This is a genomic window from Streptomyces sp. P3, assembly GCF_003032475.1.
Classification (GTDB): domain Bacteria; phylum Actinomycetota; class Actinomycetes; order Streptomycetales; family Streptomycetaceae; genus Streptomyces.
On record NZ_CP028369.1, the window covers coordinates 5,345,005 to 5,366,028 of the forward strand.

Below are 21,024 nucleotides of genomic sequence, written 5' to 3' on the forward strand. Positions count from 1 at the left end.
CGGGGCGTCCGCTCCGGAGCGGGGCGAGGCGGTCGCTGTCCCGTCTGCCCAGGCCGCACACGCTGCGGGCACGGCTCACCGTCGGCCTCGTCGTGCTGCTCGCGGTCAGCTGCGCGGCGGTCGGGCTGGCGGCGGTGGTGGAGCTGAACGGCTTCCTCACCGGCCGCCTGGACCAGCAGCTGCGCGAGACGGGCGCACGGTTCCCGGCGAGCCTGGAGCACGGCGGGACCCGGCCCTCGGACCACGACGGCGACGAGGAGGGCGACGGCGACACCCGCCGGCAGACCGTCGGGACCTTCGGAGCCCGGCTGGTCGGCGACACGGTCACGAACGCCGCGGTGGTGGGCTCCACGGGCGCGGGCGCCCGCACCGTTCCGCTCTCGGCGGCGGACCGGCGAACGCTCGCCGCGGTGCCGGCCGACGGCCGGGGCCACACCGTCGACCTGACGGCCCTGGACGACTACCGCGTTGCAGCGGTCCGGGGCAGGGACGGGGACGTCCTGGTCACCGGGCTGCCGACGGAGCCCGTCGAGGCCGCCGTCCACCGGCTGGAACTGGTCGCCGCGATCGTCTTCGGCGCCGCGCTCGCCGTGGCGGGCCTCGCGGGAGCGCTGTGGGTGCGCTGGTCGCTCCGGCCCCTCAGCAGGGTGGCCGCCACCGCCACGAAGGTCAGCAGGCTGCCGCTGTCCAGCGGCGAGGTGGAGCTCTGGCCGCGTGCGCCCGAGGCCGATCCGCGCGGCGAGGTCGGGCGGGTCGCCGAGGCCTTCAACACGATGCTCGGCCATGTCGAGGACGCGCTGACCAAGCGGCACGCGAGCGAGGAGCGGCTGCGCCGTTTCGCCGCGGACGCCAGCCACGAGCTGCGCACGCCCGTGGCGTCGATCCGCGGGCATGCGGAGCTGGCGCTGCTGCACCCCGGCCCGGTGCCCTACAAGGTGGTGCGGGCCCTGGAACGCATCGAGGCCGAATCCGCCCGCATGGGCGAGATGGTCGACGACCTGTTGCTGCTGGCCCGCCTGGACGCCGGCCGGCCCCTGGAACGGCTGCCCGTCGACCTGACCCGCCTGGTCCTGGACGCGGTGACGGACGCGCAGGCCGCGGGCCCCGGACATCGCTGGACGCTCGAGCTGTCCGAGGAGCCGGTGACGGTGCCGGGCGACGCCCACCGGCTCCATCAGATGCTGGGCAACCTGCTGGCCAACGCTCGCCTGCACACCCCCGACGGCACCACGATCACCGTGTCGCTGGAGACCGAGGACGACACGGCGGTGCTCAGGGTGCACGACGACGGCCCGGGCGTACCCGCGGACGTCCGGCCAGGGGTTTTCGAGCGCTTCACCCACGGGGAGCGCCGCCGCGCCGGGGGCGTGGACGGCGGCACGGGCACCGGCCTCGGCCTGTCGATCGTCGCGGCGGTGGCCGAGGCCCACGGAGGCGGCGTCGCGCTCGAGAGCGTCCCCGGCTCGACCACCTTCACCGTCCGCCTCCCCGCCGGCCACGGGTGACCGGACCCCGGCGCCCCCGCCGACGACCCTCGCGGCCCCGGTGGCGGCCGCGAGTCCGGCCGGGCCGGTCTGCTGTGACTTCTCCCACCTGCTCTTGCCGGGGCGCGGACCGCTTACCTACGTTCGGTCGCATGTCCTCCGATGGCGTCGCCCTCCCCGCCGAACCCGACGAACCCGCCGAGACGCGCGGGCCTGCCGCGGACCGGCCCGGCGCGTCCGCCCCGGTCGCCCTGGACATCGACCTGAGCTCCCACGAAATGCTCCGCCGCGCTCACGTCATGGACGCCCTCGGCCCCGCCTGGGACCCGCTCGCCGCACTGCGCGGCGAGGAAGCGGCGTACGACCTGCTCTACTCGGGCCTCAGCGCGGAACAGCAGCGGGTGTACGACGAGCTGGTCTCGGCCGGCGTCCTCCCGCGCAGAGGGGGCGGCCATGCTGCCGCTTGACCCGCAGGCCGACATCGGCCGTCGCGCCTGGGTGCCCTGCCCGAACTGCGACGACCGTCGTGGCTGCGCCAGCTGCGAGCAGGGGCGCACCTGCTCCGAGCACTGGCGCTACCTGCTCTCCCACGTCGGCAGCCTGCTCCACCTGCAGTGCAGGTCCTGCACCCACATCTGGACGCACGAGACCCACTTCGGCGCCACCCGCTCCCCGTGGGAGCGCATCACCAGCGGTCTGCGACGACGGTGACCGCGCACGGCGGCCGCCCTGACCGGCGGTGCGCCCACCGGCCGGGGACGGCGAGGCCGGACGGCGGATCGCTGCCGACTTTCGGGTGACCTCACCGTCTGTCGCCGGGGACGGGGCCCCGCCCTGGCCGAGGATCGCGGTCGGCGGACATCCTGCCTGCCGTTCTCCCGCCCGGAGGCAGCTGTGCACATCCTGCTCCTTGCCAGCGCGTTCAACAGCCTCACCCAGCGCGCCCACGCCGAACTGCGCGACCGTGGCCACAGCGTGGCGGTGGAACTGGCGCTGCCCGGGAGCCCGTTGCCGGAAGCCGTGCGGCGGCACGCACCCGAGCTCGTCGTCGCGCCGATGCTGAGGACGGCGATTCCGCAGGAGGTCTGGACGGCGTACACCTGCCTCGTCGTCCATCCGGGGCCCGTGGGCGACCGCGGACCCTCCTCCCTGGACTGGGCGATCCACGCGGGCGTCGACCGGTGGGGTGTCACCGTCCTTCAGGCCGACCGGGAGATGGACGCCGGTGACGTGTGGGCCTGCGTGCCGTGCAAGGTCCCGCCGGTGCCCAAGAGCGAGCTGTACCGGGGCGAGATCGCCGACGCCGCGCTGAAGGCCCTCATGATCGCGGTGGAGCGCTTCGCCGACGGAACGTACACACCCCTGAGGCAACCCGCGTCCGGCACGGCGAACGCCGGCCCGGGCACGCGTCCGTACCTCGACCAGGGCGTCCGGCGGATCGACTGGGCCGCCGACTCCACCGGGGACGTCCTGCGCAGGCTCAGAGCGGCGGACTCCCAGCCCGGCGTGCTGGACACGCTGCTCGGCGGCGAGTGGTACCTGCACGGCGGCCACCCCGAGAACGTACTGCGCGGCCGCCCGGGCGAACTGCTGGCCACCCGGGCCGGAGCGGTCTGCCGGGCCACCGTGGACGGCGCCGTGTGGATCCCCGAACTGCGGCCCCGGCGCGGGCCCGGGCAGCCCCCCACGTTCAGACTGCCGGCCGTACAGGCCCTGGGCGACCGGCTGCCGCCGCTGCCCGAGCGCCCCTTGCCCCGGCTGCCCGACGCGGACCCCGGCACCTGGGCCGACATCCGCTACCGGGAGGAGGGGAACGTCGGCTTCCTGTCGTTCTCGTTCCCCGGCGGAGCCATGAGCACCGAGCAGTGCAGGCGTCTGCTGGACGCCTACCGGGAAGCGTGCGCGCGGCCCACGTCCGTGCTGGTGCTGGGCGGCGAACGGGACTTCTTCTCCAACGGGATCCACCTCAACGTCATCGAGGCGGCGACCGACCCCGCGGCCGAGTCCTGGTCGAACATCAACGCCATCGACGACCTGGTAGAGGCGGTCCTGACGACGACGGACCGGCTGGTGGTCGCGGCGGTCGCGGGCAACGCCGCCGCCGGCGGGGTGATGCTGGCGCTCGCCGCCGACGAGCTGTGGTGCCGCTCGGGCGCCGTGCTGAACCCCCACTACCGTCTGATGGGCCTGTACGGGTCGGAGTACTGGACGTACACGCTTCCGCGCCGGGTGGGTCCCGCGTCGGCCGACCGGCTCATGGAGGAGGCCCTGCCGGTGAGCTCGGCGAGCGCACTGCGCCTCGGGCTGGCCGACCGCGTGGTCGACTGCGCCCCGGACGCGTTCGCGCGGGAGGCCGGCATCCTTGCGGCACGCCTGGCGGCGCTCCCGGCGACGGCGGCACGGATCACCGCGAAGAAGGCCGCGCTGGACCGGCTGGAGGCCGCCACCCCGCTGGCCGGCTTCCGTGAACGGGAGCTGGCCCGGATGCGCCGCACCTTCGACGACCCGGACGCCTCCTACCACGCCCTGCGCCGCTCCTTCGTCCACAAGCAGCGGCCGGACCGCACCCCGGCGCATCTGGCTTCCGCCGCGGTTGCGCGGCCCGCTCCCGTCCCCACTGCCGCCGCTGTCACCGGAACGGCCCACGCCGGCGTCACGTCACGGCCGAACGGCTGATACGAAGAAAGACGACGGCCGAAATGCGGGCCTTCATCCCTTACCTCCCCAGGAGGCGATCCCATGACTGAGGCGACGCCGGGCACGGTCGGCGCTGCGGACGCGGACGGCGCGCCCGCCGACGAGACACCCACGATCCACATTCTCTGGATCAACGCGGGGCTGAGCTGCGACGGTGACTCGGTCGCGCTGACGGCCGCCATGCAGCCCAGCATCGAGGAGATCGTGCTCGGTGTGCTGCCGGGTCTCCCGAAGATCGCCGTCCACTGGCCGCTCATCGACTTCGAGTGCGGCCCGATCGGCGGCTCGGACACGTTCATCGAATGGTTCTTCAAGGGGGAGCGGGGCGAGATCGACCCGTTCGTCCTGGTCGTCGAGGGCTCCATCCCCAACGAGGCGATCAAGCCCGAGGGCTACTGGTGCGGCTTCGGCGACAACCCGGAGACCGGCCAGCCGATCACCACCAGCGAGTGGATCGACCGGCTCGCCCCGAAGGCCCTGGCGGTCGTGGCCATCGGCACCTGCGCCACCTACGGCGGCATCCACGCCATGGCGGGCAACCCGACCGGCGCCATGGGCGTGCCGGACTACCTCGGCTGGGACTGGAAGTCCCACGCGGGCATCCCCATCGTGTGCGTCCCGGGCTGTCCGGTCCAGCCCGACAACTTCTCCGAGACGCTCACCTACCTGCTCTACCAGGCGGCCGGCTCCGCCCCGATGATCCCGCTGGACGTCAAGCTGCGTCCCACCTGGCTGTTCGGGGCCACCGTGCACGAGGGCTGCGACCGCGCGGGCTACTACGAGCAGGGCCAGTTCGCGCTGTCGTACGACTCCCCGACGTGCCTGGTCAAGCTCGGCTGCTGGGGTCCGGTCGTCAAGTGCAACGTGCCCAAGCGGGGCTGGATGAACGGGATCGGCGGCTGCCCCAACGTGGGCGGCATCTGTATCGCCTGCACGATGCCGGGATTCCCCGACAAGTTCATGCCGTTCATGGACGAGCCGCCCGGCGCCAAGGTGTCGAGCGGCGCCAGCGGCGCGTACGGCGCCGTCGTCCGCACACTGCGGTCGATCACCGCCCGGACCGTGGACAAGGAGCCCAAGTGGCGCCGCACCGGCGACCGGATCACCACCGGATACCGACCCCCGTGGTGAGCGGCGGCCGCAGGTAGTCCGCTCCCCGCTTCGTGCACCCCCACACATCCCGTACCTCCCGCGCAACGAAGGGCACGGCACACAGATGGCACCGAAGACGAAGGCGGCCGGCGACGGCACCGGCCTGGTGGAGATGGCCTGGGACCCGATCACCCGGATCGTGGGCAGCCTGGGCATCCACACGAAGATCGACTTCAAGCAGAAACGGGTCGCGGAGTGCTACAGCACCTCGTCGGTCTTCCGTGGCTACAGCGTCTTCATGCGCGGCAAGGACCCCCGCGACGCCCACTTCATCACCAGCCGCATCTGCGGGATCTGCGGGGACAACCACGCCACCTGCTCGGTGTACGCGCAGAACATGGCGTACGGCGTGAAGCCCCCGCACCTCGCCGAGTGGATCATCAACCTCGGCGAGTCCGCGGAGTACATGTTCGACCACAACATCTTCCAGGAGAACCTGGTCGGGGTCGACTACTGCGAGAAGATGGTCAAGGAGACCAACCCCGGCGTCCTCGAACTCGCCGAGCGCACCGAGGCCCCGCACGCGGCCGAGCACGGCTACCGCACGATCGCCGACATCATGCGCTCGCTCAACCCCCTGGAGGGCGAGTTCTACCGCGAGGCCCTCCAGGTCAGCCGCTACACGCGCGAGATGTTCTGCCTGATGGAGGGCCGCCATGTGCACCCCTCCACGCTCTACCCGGGCGGCGTCGGCACCATCGCCTCCGTGCAGCTCTTCACGGACTACCTCAGCCGTCTGATGCGCTACGTGGAGTTCATGAAGCGCGTCGTGCCCCTGCACGACGACCTGTTCGACTTCTTCTACGAGGCGCTGCCCGGTTACGAGGAAGTCGGCCGCCGGCGCGTCCTGCTCGGCTGCTGGGGCGCGCTCAACGACCCCGAGCACTGCGACTTCACCTACGCCAACATGACGGACTGGGGACGGAAGATGTTCGTCACCCCGGGCGTCGTCGTCGACGGCAAACTCGTCACCAACGACCTCACCGAGATCAACCTCGGCATCCGCATCCTGCTGGGCAGCTCCTACTACGAGGACTGGCAGGGCCAGGAGCAGTTCGTCACCCGTGACCCGCTCGGCAACCCGGTGGACCCGCGCCACCCGTGGAACCAGCACACCATCCCCGCCCCGCAGAAGCGCGACTTCGACGACAAGTACAGCTGGGTCATGTCGCCGCGCTGGTTCGACGGCAAGGACCACCTCGCGCTGGACACCGGCGGCGGCCCCATCGCCCGCCTGTGGTCGACCGCGCTGTCCGGACTCGTCGACATCGGGTACGTCAAGGCCACCGGCCACAGCGTGGTCATCAACCTGCCCCGCACCATGACCAAGCCGGAGACCACCTTCGAGTGGAAGATCCCGCAGTGGTCCAACGCGCTGGAGCGCAACCGCGCGCGCACCTACTTCCAGGCCTACGCGGCCGCCGTCGCCCTGCACTTCGCGGAGAAGGGCCTCGAGGAGGTCCGCGCCGGACGCACCCAGACCTGGGAGAAGTTCGAGGTCCCCGACGAGGGCATCGGCGTCGGCTTCACCGAGGCCGTCCGGGGCGTCCTGTCCCACCACATGGTGATCCGCGACGGCAAGATCGCCAACTACCACCCGTACCCGCCCACCCCCTGGAACGCCAGCACCAGGGACTCCTTCGGCACCCCGGGCCCGTACGAGGACGCCGTGCAGAACACGCCCATCTTCGAGGAGAACTCCCCGGAGAACTTCAAGGGCATCGACATCATGCGCGCCGTCCGCAGCTTCGACCCCTGCCTGCCCTGCGGCGTCCACATGTACGTGGGCGGCGGCAAGACGGTGAAGTCGATGCACGTTCCCACCGGCCTGAGCGGACTGGGCGGATGAGCGCGGCGACGGCGACGGCGCCGGTGAACGCGGAGCGGACCGGACGCCGGGTCGAGGAGGTGCTGGAGCGGCTGACCGCGAGCGGCGACCCGGCCGCCGCCGCGGCCGCGGAGGAACTCGTGCGGTCCCTCATGGACTTCTACGGCGCCGGACTCGCCCGCATTCTCCATCTGCTGTCCGCCGCCCCGGACGGCCCGGCGGCGCGGCTGCTCGGCGACGAGCTGGTCGCGAGCCTGCTCGTCCTGCACGACCTGCACCCCGAGGACCGCGACGCCCGCATCGCCCGGGCTCTCGACAGCGTCCGCGAACACGCCCTGGAGGTCGTGGACTTCGACGAGGGCAGCGGCACCCTGTCGCTGCGGGCCCGGGAGCCCGGCGGCTGCGGATGCGACTCCGGAGCAGACGCCCGGCAGGCCGCGGAGGCCGCCCTCGCCTGCTTCGCGCCGGAGGTCAGGGCCGTCGACGTGACGACCGCGCCCGCGGGGCCCACGCTCCTGCAGATCGGCACCGCCCCGACGGGCGCCCGATGACGGCGTCCCCGGCGACGCGCACGCCCGGCCTGCGGAGGTTCGTCACCGAACGTGCTCCGCGGCCCGAACGCTGCGAGCTGTGCGCCGTGACGGTCCCGGCGGACCACCGCCACCTGGTCGACACCGAGAAGCGCGCCCTCGTCTGCGCCTGCGCCCCCTGCGGGCTGCTGATGGAGCAGCCGGGGGCCGCCGCGGGCCGCTTCCGCACGGTCCCGGACCGCTACCTCGCCGACCCCGCGCACCACCTCGACGACAGTGCGTGGGACGCCCTGCAGATCCCGGTCGGCGTCGCCTTCCTCTTCCGCAACGCGGCACTCGACCGGCTGGTCGCCCTCTACCCGAGCCCGGCCGGCGCCACCGAGAGCGAACTCGACCCCGCCACCTGGACGGACGTCCTCGGCGGCAGCCGCCTCGCCGCACTGCTCGAACCCGATGTGGAGGCGCTGCTGCTGCGCCGCACCGACGGCGGCTGCGCGTGCCACCTCGTCCCCATCGACGTCTGCTACGAACTCGTCGGCCGCATGCGCCTGTTGTGGCAGGGCTTCGACGGCGGTGCCGAGGCCCGCGCCGCTCTGGACGCGTTCTTCGCGGACGTCGCGCGCCGCGCCCGGCCCGTGGACGAGGCGGAGCGCCCGCCGCGCAAGGCGGTGCGGCCGTGACGGAGTTCTCCTTCGCCTGCACAGGAGTGCGCGCCGACCGTTACGCCGCGGGACCGACCCTGGTCTTCCGGCTGCGGGTCACCGCCGCGGCCGGCGCACGCGTGCACGCCCTCGCGCTGCGCTGCCAGCTCCGCATCGAACCCGCCCGCCGGGCCTACGGGGCGGCCGAGGCGGACGGACTGTCCGACCTCTTCGGCGAGCGCTCCCGCTGGGGCAGCACGCTCCAGCCGGTGCAGTTCGCCCAGGTCGCCCTCATGGTCCCGAGTTTCACCGGAGAGATCGAGACCGACCTCGTGGTGCCCTGCACGTACGACATGGACGTCGCCGCGACCCGCTACCTCACCGCCCTCACCGACGGCGAGGTCCCGCTGCTGATGCTGTTCTCCGGCACGGCCTTCACCGGGGACGGCGGATTCCAGGTCGAGCCGGTGCCATGGGACCGGGAAGCGGCCTTCCGGATGCCGGTCGCCACCTGGCGGGAGATGGTCGAGCAGCACTTCCCCGGCTGCGGCTGGATCCGGCTGCCCCGCGACACCATGGACGCCCTGCTCGCCTACCGCTCCCGGCGCGCCCTGACGTCCTGGGAGGCGACCCTCGAGGCCCTGCTCGACGACGCCGGCGGCGCCCTCGCCCCGCCCGCCGCCCACCCGTTCCACGCGCTCACCGGCAGCACCGGAAGGACGGATCCGTGACCGTGACCGCCTTCGCGCCCGAGACCGAGGAACGGTTCGCCCTCGCCCGGCAGGTGGCCGACGCCGTCCTCTTCGAGGGCTATGTGCTCTACCCGTACCGGGCCTCCGCCGCCAAGAACCGGCTGCGCTGGCAGTTCGGGGTGCTGGTGCCGCCCGGCTGGGGTGCGGAGTGCGAGGAGCACGACTTCCAGCACACCGAATGCCTGATGGAGCCGAAGGCGGGCGCGACCCTCTCGGTCGAGGTGCGCTTCCTGCACGCCCGACGGCGCACGGTGCAGCGGACCCGCCCGGACGGCGGCTTCGACACGGTGCCCGAACTCCGCCTCGAGGACCGGGTGCTGGTGCCCTGGGACGAGGGGAGCGAGGAGCGGGTCGAGGTGGTCGCGTCGGTGGACGAACTCCTCGGGGACGGCGTCACGCACCGCTTCCGCCGCCCCGCCCGCGAGGACGCCGAACCGGTCCTGGACCCGGCCGGCCGCACCGTGGGCCGGCTGGTCCGGCGGTGCGAGGAGATCAGCGGGACGGTCCGGCTGTCCGCCCGCGAACTCGACGGCCCCTACCGCACGCTGCGGCTGACCGCCGTCGTCGAGAACACCAGCGACTGGACGCCCTCCGGGAGCCGCGGCGCCGGCCGGGACGCGGCGCTGCCGCACTCCCTGGTGGCCACCCACCTCCTCATGGCGCTCAGCGCCGGATCGTTCCTGTCGATGACCGATCCCCCCGAGTGGGCCAAGAGCGCGGTCGCCGCCTGCCGCAACCTGCACACCTGGCCCGTGCTCGCCGGCGAACCCGGCCGCACCGACCTCGTGCTGTCCTCGCCGATCATCCTGGAGGACCATCCGGCCATCGCCCCGGAGAGCCCCGGCGCGCTCTACGACGCCACCGAGATCGACGAGATCCTCGCGCTGCGCACCGCGGCCCTCACCGACGAGGAGAAACGCGAGGCCCGGGGAACCGACGAGCGGGCGGCCGCGGTGATCGAGCTGGCGGACTCGATGCCTGCCGAGGTCCTGGAGCGGCTGCACGGCGCGGTACGCAGTCTGCGCGAGGTGACCGGCCCGGGCGCCGCCGCGCCGGATCCAGCCACCGCGGACTCCGCCGTCCCGCACGCGGGCTTCCCCGACGAGTACGGGGTGGAGCGCCCCGACACCCCCTGGTGGGACCCCGCGAGCGAGGCCGGCTTCGACCCCGCGAGGGACCAGGTGCTCGTCGACGGCCGGCCGGTGGGCAAGGGCTGCCGCGTCGCGCTGCGACCGGGCCTGCGGCGCACCGACGCGCAGGACATCTTCCTCCAGGGCCGCACCGCGACCGTCGAGGCGGTCCTGCACGACGTCGACGGCGGGGTGCACCTGGCGGTCACGGTGGAGGGCGACCCGGGCGCCGACATCCGGCGCGAGCAGGGACGGTTCCTGTACTTCCAGCCCGACGAGGTCACCCCGCTGCAGGAGGACGGATGAAGCCCTCCGCACCGCCGGAACCGAGGACCCTCGTCGCCGGCATCGGCAACGTCTTCCTCGGCGACGACGGCTTCGGCGTCGAGACCGCCCGCCGGCTCGCCGAACGCGGCCTGCCCGGCCCCACCGAGGTCGTGGACATCGGCGTACGGGGGGTGCACCTCGCCTACCGGCTGCTGGACGGCTACGACACCCTCGTCCTCCTGGACGCCACGTCCCGCGGCGGCGCCCCGGGCACCCTGTACGTCATCGAGCACGAGGTCGACGGGCCCCCTTCGCCGCCCGCCGCCGCGATGGACGGCCACCGGATGACCCCCGACACCGTCCTGGCGCTGCTGGCCACCCTCTGCGCCGCGACCGGCACACAGCCGCCGCGCCGCGTCCTGGTCGTCGGCTGCGAACCGGCCTCGCTGGAAGAGGGCATCGGCCTGAGCACATCGGTGTCCGACGCCGTGCCGCGGGCCGTCGGGCTGATCGAGGAACTGCTGCGGAACAGCGAGCCGTCCGCGGCGCAGACCCCTACCGCGCAGGCATCGACATGAGGAGAGACGGGATGAAGAAGATCGTCATCGGCGGAGCGGCCCTGGCCGCCGCGGTCGCCGTATTCGCCGAGGTGTTCCCCGACATCAGGCGCTACCTGCGGATCCGACGGATGTGACCGTAGGCGCCCCCGGGTGCGCCGCGCGGTTGCGTCGAACGGCGTACCCGCGCGGCCGTGACGGCGTGCCGGGCCGTGCGACCCGGCCGGGCGCGCCTCTAATGAAGCCCGGCGGAGGCAGCCTGCGGAAGGACGGAACCCCATGCACGAGATGTCCGTCGCGCTGGCCGTCGTCGACCAGGTGGCCGAGGCCGCCGGCCGGTCCGCAGGCGTCACGGCGGTGCGGTCCGTACGGCTCCGGGTGGGTGAACTGGCCGGCGTCGTACCGGACGCCCTCGCCTTCTCCTTCGAGCTGGCCTGCGCCGGAACGCTGCTGGAAGGCGCCGAACTGATCACCGAAGCGGTGCCCGGGCGGGCCCGCTGCACGCCCTGCGCGCACGAATGGGCCGTCGGCATGCCACCCCGGCTGACCTGCCCCGCGTGCGGCGCGACGCACACCGAGCTGCTCGCCGGCCGGGAGCTGCAGATCGTCGACGTGCGCTGGGAGGACGGCCCGCCGCACGCGTCCCCCCGCGAACCGATCTCCGAGGAGCGCTGAACCATGTGCCGTGTCGTCGACCTGCGGCAGGCCGTACTCGCGAAGAACGACGCGAGCGCCGACGCACTGCGCGCCCGCCTCGCCGCCCGCGGCACGGCCGTCGTCAACCTGCTGTCCAGTCCGGGCAGCGGCAAGACCGCGCTGCTGGAGCAGGAGCTGCTGCGGGCACGGGAGCGGTCCGTTCCCGTCGCGGCGCTGAGCGCCGATCTCGCCACCGAGAACGACGCGGTCCGCCTCGCGCGTTCGGGCGTCCCCGTGAAGCAGGTGCTCACCGACGGACTGTGCCATCTGGAGGCGGGGATGCTCGCCGCTCACCTGGACGGATGGCTGCCCGACGACACCCGGCTGCTGTTCGTGGAGAACGTCGGCAACCTGGTCTGCCCGGCCTCCTACGACCTGGGGGAGACCCTGAGGGTCACGCTCGCCAGCGTGACGGAGGGCGAGGACAAGCCCCTCAAGTACCCCACCGCCTTCGGCCTCGCCCACCTGGTCGTGCTCACCAAGACCGACATCGCGCAGGCCGTCGAGTTCGACGAGATCGCCTTCCGCGCGAACGTGGAACGGGTCAACCCGGGAGTAGAGGTGATCCTGACCTCGGCACGGCGGGGGCAGGGGATCGGCGCGCTGCTCGACCGTGCGACGGCGGCCGCGGACGGGGAACCGGTGCACACGCCCGTGATGGCCCGGCCGCCGCAGCACGACGGCCACACTCATGCCGACCACGGCCACACCCACCCGCACGACGGCCACTCCCACGCGGCCCCGGATGCCGGCGGCACCATGGCCCACTCCCACCCGTGAGCGGTCCGCAGGCCCGGGCCGCCGTCGTCGTCGAGGACACGTTGCTACGACGCAGGGTCACCGTACGGGGAGTGGTGCAGGGCGTGGGTTTCCGGCCCTACGTGTACGGCCTCGCCACCGGACTCGCCCTGGCCGGACACGTGACCAACACCCCGGAGGGCGTCGTCGTGGAGGTCGAGGGCGCCGCCTCGGCCGTGGCCCGGTTCTGCGACCGGATCGCCGCCCAGGCGCCCCCGCTGGCCCGCGTCGAGTCCGTGCGCCACCGGGACGTGCCCCCCGCCGGCGACACCGCCTTCACCATCCTCGCCTCCCGCACCGACGGGCCGGCCCGCACGCTGGTCTCCCCGGACTCCGCCACCTGCGCCGACTGCCTCGCCGAGTTGGCCGACCCGGCGGACCGGCGGTACCGCCACCCCTTCGTCAACTGCACCCACTGCGGCCCGCGCTTCACGATCGTCACCGGCGTGCCCTACGACCGCTCCCACACCACCATGGCCGGCTTCGCGATGTGCGCCGACTGCGCCCGGGAGTACGCGGACCCCGCCGACCGCCGTTTCCACGCGCAGCCGGTCGCCTGTCCGGCGTGCGGGCCGCGTCTGCGGCTGGTTCTCGGCGGGCAGCCGGAGCCCGGGAGCGAGGAGGGCGCGGACCCGGTCACCGCGGCGCGCACCCTGCTGGCGGGGGGCGCGATCCTCGCCGTGAAGGGCCTGGGCGGATACCACCTGGCCTGCGACGCCACGAACCGGACGGCGGTGGACCTCCTGCGACGCCGGAAGGCGCGCGGCGACAAGCCGTTCGCCGTCATGGCCAGGGCGGCGGACGACGTCCGTCACCTCGTCCGGATCGGCCCCGAGGAGCGCGGCCTTCTCGAAGGCCCGGCCAGGCCGGTCGTCCTGATGAGGCGGCTCCCGCGGCCGTCGTCCGCCGACGCGGCTCCGCGTCCCGCCGAGGCCGTCGCGCCCGGCAGCCCCGACCTGGGCGTGATGCTGCCGTACACACCCCTGCACCATCTGCTGCTCGGCCTCCCCGGAGATCCGGACGGCCCCCGGCTGCTCGTCATGACCAGCGGCAACGTGTCCGGTGAGCCGATCGTCACCGACGACGCCGAGGCGCTGGAACGGCTCGCGCACCTGGCCGACGGCTGGCTCACGCACGACCGGCCGATCCACGTCCCGTGCGACGACTCCGTGGTCCGCGTCTGCGACGGGGAGCCGCTGGTGATCCGCCGCTCCCGGGGGTACGCGCCGCTGCCGGTGCCCCTCCCGCTGGCCGTGCCGCCGGCCCTCGCCGTCGGCGGAGACCTGAAGAACGCGTTCTGCCTGGGCGCGGGCCGTCGGGCCTGGCTGTCGGCCCACGTCGGCGACATGGACGACCTCGCCACCCAACGGGCCTTCGGCCGCGCGGTGGCGCAGTTGCAGGGCATCACGGGCGTGCGGCCCGAGACCCTGGCGTCCGACCGGCATCCGGGCTACCGGTCCGCCCGGTGGGCCGAGCGGAACGCGGCGCACCGGCCGGTCGTACGCGTCCAGCACCATCACGCGCACATCGCCGCCGCCATGGCCGAGCACGGGCTGGACGGCGCCCGGGAGGTGATCGGCGTCGCCTTCGACGGCACGGGCCACGGTGACGACGGCGCCGTGTGGGGCGGGGAGTTCCTGCTCGCCGACTACGACGGCTTCAGCCGGTTCGCGCACCTCGCGTACGTCCCGCTGCCCGGCGGCGACGCCGCGGTGCGTCGCCCGTACCGCATGGCGCTGGCGCATCTGCGGGCGGCCGGTATCGGCTGGTCCGCGGATCTCGCCTGCACGGCGGCCTGCCCGCCCGACGAACTCCCGCTTCTCCGAAGGCAGTTGGAGCGCGGACTGAACTGCGTCCCCACGTCCAGCATGGGCCGGCTCTTCGATGCGGTGTCCTCACTCGCCGGGGTGTGCCACCGGGCCGGGTACGAGGCGCAGGCCGCCGTCGAGCTGGAGGGGGCGGCTGTGCACGCCCCCGTCGAGGACACCACCGCGTACGCCTTCGCCCTGCACGAGCCGGAGGACGACCACGGCGGCGCCCTGCGGGCCGACCCGGCCCCCGTGCTGGCGGCGATCGTCGACGACCTGCGCGCGGGCGTCACGCCGGGCGCCGTCGCGGCCCGTTTCCACCGGGCGGTGACCGCCCTGGTGCACCGGGTCTGCGTGCGGGCGAGGGAGCGGCAGGGGCTGGACACGGTGGCCCTGACGGGCGGCGTGTTCGCCAACACGCTGCTCTCCTCGGCCTGTGCCGCCGTCCTGCGCGAGGACGGCTTCACCGTCCTGCGGCACCGCCTGGTACCGCCGGGCGACGGCGGCCTGGCGCTGGGCCAGCTGATGGTGGCCGCCCGGGCCGCTTCCCGTCCCACCGACCGACCGACGCGCGACCCACAGCGAGGAGAGGCCCATGTGTTTGGCGGTACCCGGCAAAGTGCTGGACATCGAGGAACGTGACGGCACCCGGATGGCCACCGTCGACTTCGGCGGCGTGGTCAAGGAGGTGTGCCTGGAGTACCTGCCCGACCTGCGCGTCGGCGAGTACGCCATCGTCCACGTCGGGTTCGCCCTGCAACGCCTGGACGAGGAGTCGGCGCGCCAGACGCTCGAACTCTTCGCCGAACTGGGCCTGCTGCAGGAGGAGTTCGGCGATCCCTGGGAGTCGGCGGCGATGGAGGCGGGCGAGGACGCCGTGGAAGAGGTGCGGAAGTGAAGTACATCGACGAGTTCCAGGACCCCGAGCTGGCGCGCCGGCTCCTCGACGACATCCACGCCACGGTGACCGGGCCGTGGGCCCTGATGGAGGTGTGCGGGGGACAGACGCACAGCATCATCCGGCACGGGATCGACCAACTCCTGCCGAAGGAGCTCGAGTTGATCCACGGGCCGGGGTGCCCGGTGTGCGTGACCCCGCTGGAGGTCATCGACAAGGCCCTGGAGATCGCCTCCCGGCCGGAGGTGATCTTCTGCTCCTTCGGCGACATGCTGCGGGTGCCCGGCACGGGACGGGACCTGTTCCAGGTCCGGGGCGAGGGCGGTGACGTACGCGTCGTCTACTCGCCGCTCGACGCGCTGCGCGTCGCCCGGCAGAACCCCGACCGCCAGGTCGTGTTCTTCGGCATCGGCTTCGAGACGACGGCGCCCCCCAACGCCATGACGGTCCATCAGGCGCGGAAGCTGGGCATCGCCAACTTCAGCATGCTGGTGTCCCATGTCCGCGTGCCACCGGCCATCGAGGCGATCATGTCGTCGCCGAGCTGCCGGGTGCAGGGCTTCCTCGCGGCGGGGCACGTCTGCAGCGTGATGGGGATGGGGGAGTACTCGGGACTGGCGGAGCGCTTCCGGGTGCCGATCGTCGTGACCGGCTTCGAGCCGCTGGACATCCTCGAAGGCGTGCGCCGCGCCGTCCGCCAGCTGGAACGCGGTGAGCACACCGTCGACAACGCCTACGCGCGGGCCGTGCGCCCGGAAGGCAACCCGGCCGCCCGCGCCATGCTCGAGGACGTCTTCGAGGTCACCGACCGTGCCTGGCGCGGCATCGGGGTGATCCCCGGCAGTGGCTGGCGGCTGTCGTCGAAGTACCGCGACCACGACGCCGAGTACCGCTTCCCGGTCGACGGCATCCGGACCGAGGAACCCGCCGCGTGCCGCAGCGGGGAGGTCCTGCAGGGACTGCTCAAGCCGCACGAGTGCGAGGCCTTCGGCACCGTGTGCACCCCGCGCACCCCCCTGGGGGCCACGATGGTCTCCAGCGAGGGCGCCTGCGCCGCGTACTACCTCTACCGGCGGCTCGACATGCCCGCCGGCAAGACCAGGGAGGCGACCCCCGTTGTCTGACACCACCGCTGCCCCCGCCGCCCTGGACATCGAGGCGTGGACCTGTCCGGCGCCCGTGCGGGACCGGCCGCGTGTCGTGATGGGCCACGGCGGCGGCGGAGCCCTTTCCGCCGAACTGGTCCAGCAGATCTTCGCGCCCGCCTACGGAGGCGAGGTGCTCGCCCAGATGGGGGATGCCGCGGTCCTCTCCCTGGGCGGCGTCCGGCTGGCGTTCTCCACCGACTCCTACGTGGTGCGGCCGTTGTTCTTCCCCGGCGGCAGCATCGGCGACCTGGCCGTCAACGGCACCGTCAACGACCTCGCCATGAGCGGCGCTCGCGCCGCCTACCTCTCCTGCGGATTCATCCTGGAGGAGGGCGTCGAGCTGGACGTGGTCACGCGGGTGTCCGAGGCGCTGGGCGCGGCCGCGCGCACCGCCGGTGTGCAGGTGGCCACCGGGGACACCAAGGTCGTGGAGGCGGGCCACGGCGACGGGATCTTCATCAACACGGCGGGCGTCGGTCTGGTCCCCGCGGGCGTCGACCTGCGTCCGCAGCGGGTCGTCCCCGGCGATGTCGTGATCGTCAGCGGTGCCATCGGTCTCCACGGGGTGGCGATCATGAGCGTGCGCGAGGGCCTGGAGTTCGGCGTGGAGATCAAGAGCGACTGCGCGGCACTCGGCGGCCTGGTCGACGCCATGCTCGCCGTCACCCCGGATCTGCACGTCCTGCGCGATCCCACCCGGGGTGGCCTCGCGGCCACGCTCAACGAGATCGCGGGAGCCTCCGGCGCCGGGGTGGTCGTCCGGGAACGCGACGTCCCGGTCCCGCCCGAGGTGGCCAACGCCTGCGCCGTTCTCGGACTGGATCCCCTGTACATCGCCAACGAGGGCAAGCTGGTGGCCTTCGTGCCGCGCGAGCACGCCGACTCCGTGCTCGAGGCGATGCGGGCCCATCCGCTGGGCACGGATTCCGTGATCATCGGTGAGGCCGTCGAGGAGCATCCCGGCATGGTGGTCACCCGGACCGGCCTCGGGGGGACGCGCGTCGTCGATCTGCCGATCGGGGAGCAGTTGCCGCGCATCTGCTGACAGGGCGCGCTCCGCTCGTGGGGCAGAGCACTCCTTCGGACCCCGATCGGAAGGTCAACCCGCCCGGGGTCCGGACGGCGGGTCCTGTGGATCCACACCGCTCTTCGAGGAGGCGTCCTTCGTGCCGCTGGGTCGCTGGGAGCGGCCCCTGCGTCCGGTGTCGCGCCTGCCCTTCTCCTGTGCGTCGCCGTACTCCTCACCGCGCCCGCCGGGACTCTCGGCGGTGTCACCCGGCACGGACCTCGTCTCCTCCGCGGATCTCGTCCGGCCGCGGCCCCGCTCCCCGGCGTGCTCACCCGCGTGGAACGAGCGACGGGCGCTCGGGTTGTCCTGCCGGCGCGTCTCGTCCACGTCGGGTGACCAGCCGTGGTGCTCGCCGCCCTGGTGACGGCTGGGACCCTCTCCGTGCGGTGGTTCGGACGAACGTGGCTTCTTCGACATGGTCCGATCCGTCCTTTCGCGGTCAGCGGGGACGCCGCTCACGCGCACCCGATATGGGTAAATTATCCTCTCTTGCGTAAGGGCGGGCATGTCGCGGGTGTGATCGGAGCGAGACGGCCCGCCGGTGATGAGTCCGGCGGGCCGTCGGTGACCGTGGAGCCGGGTCAGGGGGCGATGTCCCACTGCTGGCAGACGTTGTCGAGCTGCTGCCACTGGCGCACCGCGGTGCCGTTGGTCGTTGCGCAGTTCGCGACGTCCAGCGTCATGCCGGTGTTGACGTTGGAGATCGTGTAGTGGGTGCCGACCCTCGTGACGTCCCACTGCTGGCACCGGTTGCCGAGCGAGGCCCACAGCTGGACGGCCGTGCCGTTGGACTGCGCGCAGTTCTTGTCGTCGAGGACCGTGCCGCTGTTGACGTTGGTGATGGTGTAGTGGCCGTTGCCCGCGCCAGCGAACTTCCACTTCTGGCAGGCGTTGCCGAGCGAGGACCACAGGTCGACCGAGGTCCCGTTGGCGGTACCGCAGTTGACCGCGTCCAGGACCTTGCCGGAGTTGGGGTTGGTCAGCCGGTAGGCGGTGCCTGCGACGGGGAAGGTGACGGCCGGGGTGGTGTAGCCGACGGAGGTGATGTTGGCCTGCACCGCGTTGTCGGCGGCGTTGGTCGGGTAGCCGGCGGTCATGACGCCTTCGAAGAAGGAGCCGTCGGACCCGTTGCTGTTGTCACCGCCGGTGCCGAGGACGATGGCGCCCTCCAGGTGCATGGGGGTGTATCCGCCGAGGTTGGGCAGCGCCCCGTCGTACCAGGTCGTCAGTGATCCCGATTGCGCGTTGCCGCCCTTGATGGCGTAGGTCGTCGTGCCGTTGTTCTTCTCCATGGCGGTGACGTATTCGCTGGAGTTCCCGGTGTTGGCCGGGTTGGCGCCGTTCCCTCCGAAGAACAGCCCGTTCTCCAGGTCGGCCTCGACCCAGGGGCCCGCTCCGGCGCCGGCGCAGGAGAACCAGCACTCCGTACCGAAGTTGATCGCGTCCATGTGGCCGTTGCCGGTGTCGTTGCCGGACGTCTCGGCGTTGCCGTAGTCGAAGCAGCAGCGGTTGTTCACGTGGTGGCCGCTGGTCACCATGTAGGCGCCCTCGGGGGAGCTGCCGGTGGCGATGCCCGTGGTGCTGTTGTCGCGGTAGCCGACGCCGGCGGACACGAAGACGCCGTACGCCGCGTGACCGCCGACGGTGACCGGCAGCGCGTTGGCGATCGCGCCGACGTCCTGCCCGCCGTTGCCGCCCGGCCCCTCGACGGTCAGGTCGTTGTGGTTCGCGCTCTGGTCGTAGATCTTGGTGATGATGCAGGTCGTGCCCGAGCAGAAGGAGTCCTGCGCCGCCGCGTTGGCGTAGCCGCCGGCGCTGAGCACGCCGATGTTGGCGGTCGTGGAGTCCGAGGCGCGCTTGACCTGGTAGAGCGGGCCGTTGTAGGCGGCGTAGAGCGCCCGTGTGGTGCTGTGGGCGGCGGCGCAGGGGGTGCCCGCGGACGCGTAGATGTCGCACGGCAGGGACGAGGCGGCCTCGGCCGTGCCCGCGGTGCTGATGACCCCGGCCAGGAGGCCGGCGAGCAGTGCGAGGACCGCTCCCACCACCCTCAGGCGAAGCCCTTTCAGGTGTCTGGCTATCACTGTGAACCTCTTCCGTCGTGCGTTCTTCACCGGCCCGGCGCCGAAGGCGCGGGCGGCAGGGGGACGTCCGGTCGGCGAACCGGGAATTGTGAGCGCTAACATTCGAGAAGCCCGGAGGTCACCACTCATCCGAGCCCTGGGGGGCGGGGGTGTGAACGGTTCGTCGGTGGCTCTGTGTCGGAGCTGGTCCAGGGGTGTGCCTGGACGGTTCTCATACGATTGGCGGTGATCGACCGGTCCCGTGACTCCGCCTTTTTACGCCGGTGTGAACATCGGGTCAACACTGTTGAACAGTCAAGAGTATGGAAACAAAGGCCATGCCATTCCTTGACCTTGATTTCCGTTATGCCGGAACGGTGTCTCTCGACCGCGGAGCCGTCGGGTCGGGGAGCCGGTGATCCGGCACGCTCCTGGGTGCTCCGGATCGAGCGGTCGACCGGTCCCGGCCTCGCGCAATGTGTGCGCTAACAAGATGTCACGGCCGTTCCGGCCGTTCGCCTGAGCCGCTTCGGAGCGGGCACCCGGCCGAACGCGCCCGACGGGAAACGGAGTTACCGCAACATCGCCCGGATGATTCCCACGGTGCGCGCCAGATGCGGCTCGGAGCGGTCCGCTCGGTGGGCGACGGCCAGTTCCACCCGTGCGTCCGGTCCGGCCAGCGGCAGATAGACGACGCCGTCGAGCGCCAACGCGGTCACGGGTCCGGGCACGACAGCGACACCGAGCCCGCCGGCCACCAGCGTGACGAGGGTCGAGGTCTCACCGACCTCGTGGCGGATGTGCGGCTCGACGCCGGCGTCGCGCAGGAGACCGAGGACGACGTCGTACATCACGGACCGGCGGCCGGCGGAGTGCACGATCAGGTCCGCGCCGGCCAGGTCGGCGGCGCGCAGCCGCTTCCGGCGGGCGAGGGGGTGGCCGGCCGGCACCGCGACGACGAGCCGGTCCCGGCGCAGGGGGTGCACGGTGAGGGAGGGACCGGCCGCCACGGGGCGCAGCAGCGCCACGTCGATCGCGCCGGTGCGCAGCGCCTCGACCTGGTCGGGCGCGAGCATCTCGCCGCGGAAGGAGAAGTCGACGCCGGGAAGCTCTTCCGTGAGCCGCCGTGAGAGGGCGGGCAGCAGGCTGTAGGTCGCCGAGCCCACACAGCCGATCGCGAGGTGGCCCACCGAGCCGGCGGCGACGAGCCGGGCGTGCCGGGCGGCCTCGTCGACGTCGGCGAGGATCGCGCGCGCCCGCCCGAGATAGGCCCGGCCGGCCTCGGTGAGGTCGACGCGGCGGGTCGTGCGGTGGAACAGCTCGACGCCGAGCTCGGCCTCGAGCTGCCGGATCTGCGTGGACAGCGGCGGCTGGGCCATGTGCAGCCGCTCGGCGGCGCGACCGAAGTGGCGCTCCTCGGCCACGGCCACGAAGTACCGCAGGTGACGCAGATCCATAGGTCATCCGTATCAATCGGCTCGGATGTGCGTACTTCAGAATATCGCGGGC

General features: G+C 72.7%; 20 protein-coding genes. 17 read left to right on the forward strand and 3 right to left on the reverse strand.

The genetic code is table 11. The features are described 5' to 3' along the window. Positions 1 to 35: 35 nt before the first annotated feature. The 17 genes from C6376_RS24110 to hypE all read left to right on the forward strand — a co-directional run bounded on the left by C6376_RS24110 (position 36) and on the right by hypE (position 17,431). Entirely contained in the window at positions 36 to 1,505 is a 1,470-nt protein-coding gene (locus C6376_RS24110) for a cell wall metabolism sensor histidine kinase WalK (RefSeq protein WP_254076400.1), read from the forward strand. Between the two features lie 131 nt (positions 1,506 to 1,636). Then, entirely contained in the window at positions 1,637 to 1,951 is a 315-nt protein-coding gene (locus tag C6376_RS24115) for a DUF6400 family protein (RefSeq protein WP_107445343.1), read from the forward strand. Continuing rightward, on the forward strand, positions 1,938 to 2,195 hold the full coding sequence (locus C6376_RS24120; RefSeq protein WP_107445344.1) for a hypothetical protein: 258 nt from the start codon (positions 1,938 to 1,940) through the stop codon (positions 2,193 to 2,195). The genes C6376_RS24115 and C6376_RS24120 overlap by 14 nt, the downstream gene beginning before the upstream one ends. A gap of 183 nt (positions 2,196 to 2,378) precedes the next feature. Beyond that, positions 2,379 to 4,160 (forward strand): enoyl-CoA hydratase-related protein, encoded by a 1,782-nt coding sequence (locus C6376_RS24125; RefSeq protein ID WP_107445345.1) that lies wholly within the window; start codon positions 2,379 to 2,381, stop codon positions 4,158 to 4,160. A gap of 63 nt (positions 4,161 to 4,223) precedes the next feature. Then, entirely contained in the window at positions 4,224 to 5,312 is a 1,089-nt protein-coding gene (locus C6376_RS24130) for a hydrogenase expression protein HypE (protein ID WP_107445346.1), read from the forward strand. A gap of 85 nt (positions 5,313 to 5,397) precedes the next feature. Then, entirely contained in the window at positions 5,398 to 7,182 is a 1,785-nt protein-coding gene (locus C6376_RS24135; protein WP_107445347.1) for a nickel-dependent hydrogenase large subunit, read from the forward strand. Further along, the gene (locus C6376_RS24140) at positions 7,179 to 7,712 is read left to right on the forward strand and encodes a hypothetical protein (RefSeq protein ID WP_107445348.1); all 534 of its coding nucleotides are present in this window, start codon (positions 7,179 to 7,181) and stop codon (positions 7,710 to 7,712) included. The genes C6376_RS24135 and C6376_RS24140 overlap by 4 nt, the downstream gene beginning before the upstream one ends. After that, positions 7,709 to 8,371 (forward strand): DUF5947 family protein, encoded by a 663-nt coding sequence (locus C6376_RS24145; protein WP_107445349.1) that lies wholly within the window; start codon positions 7,709 to 7,711, stop codon positions 8,369 to 8,371. Before C6376_RS24140 ends, C6376_RS24145 begins: the two co-directional genes overlap by 4 nt. Continuing rightward, entirely contained in the window at positions 8,368 to 9,063 is a 696-nt protein-coding gene (locus C6376_RS24150) for a DUF6084 family protein (RefSeq protein WP_107445350.1), read from the forward strand. The genes C6376_RS24145 and C6376_RS24150 overlap by 4 nt, the downstream gene beginning before the upstream one ends. Further along, entirely contained in the window at positions 9,060 to 10,520 is a 1,461-nt protein-coding gene (locus C6376_RS24155) for a hypothetical protein (protein ID WP_107445351.1), read from the forward strand. Before C6376_RS24150 ends, C6376_RS24155 begins: the two co-directional genes overlap by 4 nt. Continuing rightward, the gene (locus C6376_RS24160; protein ID WP_107445352.1) at positions 10,517 to 11,059 is read left to right on the forward strand and encodes a hydrogenase maturation protease; all 543 of its coding nucleotides are present in this window, start codon (positions 10,517 to 10,519) and stop codon (positions 11,057 to 11,059) included. Before C6376_RS24155 ends, C6376_RS24160 begins: the two co-directional genes overlap by 4 nt. 258 nt (positions 11,060 to 11,317) lie before the next feature. After that, positions 11,318 to 11,713 carry a hydrogenase maturation nickel metallochaperone HypA gene (locus C6376_RS24165; RefSeq protein ID WP_107445353.1) on the forward strand — a complete coding sequence of 132 codons (396 nt, stop codon included), beginning with the start codon at positions 11,318 to 11,320 and terminating at the stop codon, positions 11,711 to 11,713. 3 nt (positions 11,714 to 11,716) lie between these two features. Then, on the forward strand, positions 11,717 to 12,514 hold the full coding sequence (hypB, locus tag C6376_RS24170) for a hydrogenase nickel incorporation protein HypB (RefSeq protein ID WP_107445354.1): 798 nt from the start codon (positions 11,717 to 11,719) through the stop codon (positions 12,512 to 12,514). Next, positions 12,511 to 14,982, forward strand: coding sequence for a carbamoyltransferase HypF (gene hypF / locus C6376_RS24175; RefSeq protein WP_107445355.1), 2,472 nt, complete (start codon positions 12,511 to 12,513; stop codon positions 14,980 to 14,982). Before hypB ends, hypF begins: the two co-directional genes overlap by 4 nt. Further along, positions 14,936 to 15,238, forward strand: a complete 303-nt coding sequence (locus tag C6376_RS24180; RefSeq protein WP_079041406.1) for a HypC/HybG/HupF family hydrogenase formation chaperone — start codon at positions 14,936 to 14,938, stop codon at positions 15,236 to 15,238. The genes hypF and C6376_RS24180 overlap by 47 nt, the downstream gene beginning before the upstream one ends. Further along, the gene (hypD, locus tag C6376_RS24185) at positions 15,235 to 16,362 is read left to right on the forward strand and encodes a hydrogenase formation protein HypD (RefSeq protein WP_107445356.1); all 1,128 of its coding nucleotides are present in this window, start codon (positions 15,235 to 15,237) and stop codon (positions 16,360 to 16,362) included. Before C6376_RS24180 ends, hypD begins: the two co-directional genes overlap by 4 nt. Beyond that, on the forward strand, positions 16,355 to 17,431 hold the full coding sequence (gene hypE, locus C6376_RS24190; protein ID WP_107445357.1) for a hydrogenase expression/formation protein HypE: 1,077 nt from the start codon (positions 16,355 to 16,357) through the stop codon (positions 17,429 to 17,431). Before hypD ends, hypE begins: the two co-directional genes overlap by 8 nt. A gap of 54 nt (positions 17,432 to 17,485) precedes the next feature. Here the strand turns inward: hypE and C6376_RS24195 are convergent, their stop codons facing one another. The 3 genes from C6376_RS24195 to C6376_RS24205 form a co-directional block, all read right to left on the reverse strand. Further along, positions 17,486 to 17,872 (reverse strand): hypothetical protein, encoded by a 387-nt coding sequence (locus C6376_RS24195; protein ID WP_107445358.1) that lies wholly within the window; start codon positions 17,870 to 17,872, stop codon positions 17,486 to 17,488. A gap of 164 nt (positions 17,873 to 18,036) precedes the next feature. Next, the gene (locus C6376_RS24200; RefSeq protein WP_173985717.1) at positions 18,037 to 19,497 is read right to left on the reverse strand and encodes an arabinofuranosidase catalytic domain-containing protein; all 1,461 of its coding nucleotides are present in this window, start codon (positions 19,495 to 19,497) and stop codon (positions 18,037 to 18,039) included. A gap of 590 nt (positions 19,498 to 20,087) precedes the next feature. After that, positions 20,088 to 20,972, reverse strand: coding sequence for a LysR family transcriptional regulator (locus C6376_RS24205; protein ID WP_107445360.1), 885 nt, complete (start codon positions 20,970 to 20,972; stop codon positions 20,088 to 20,090). Positions 20,973 to 21,024 lie beyond the last annotated feature (52 nt).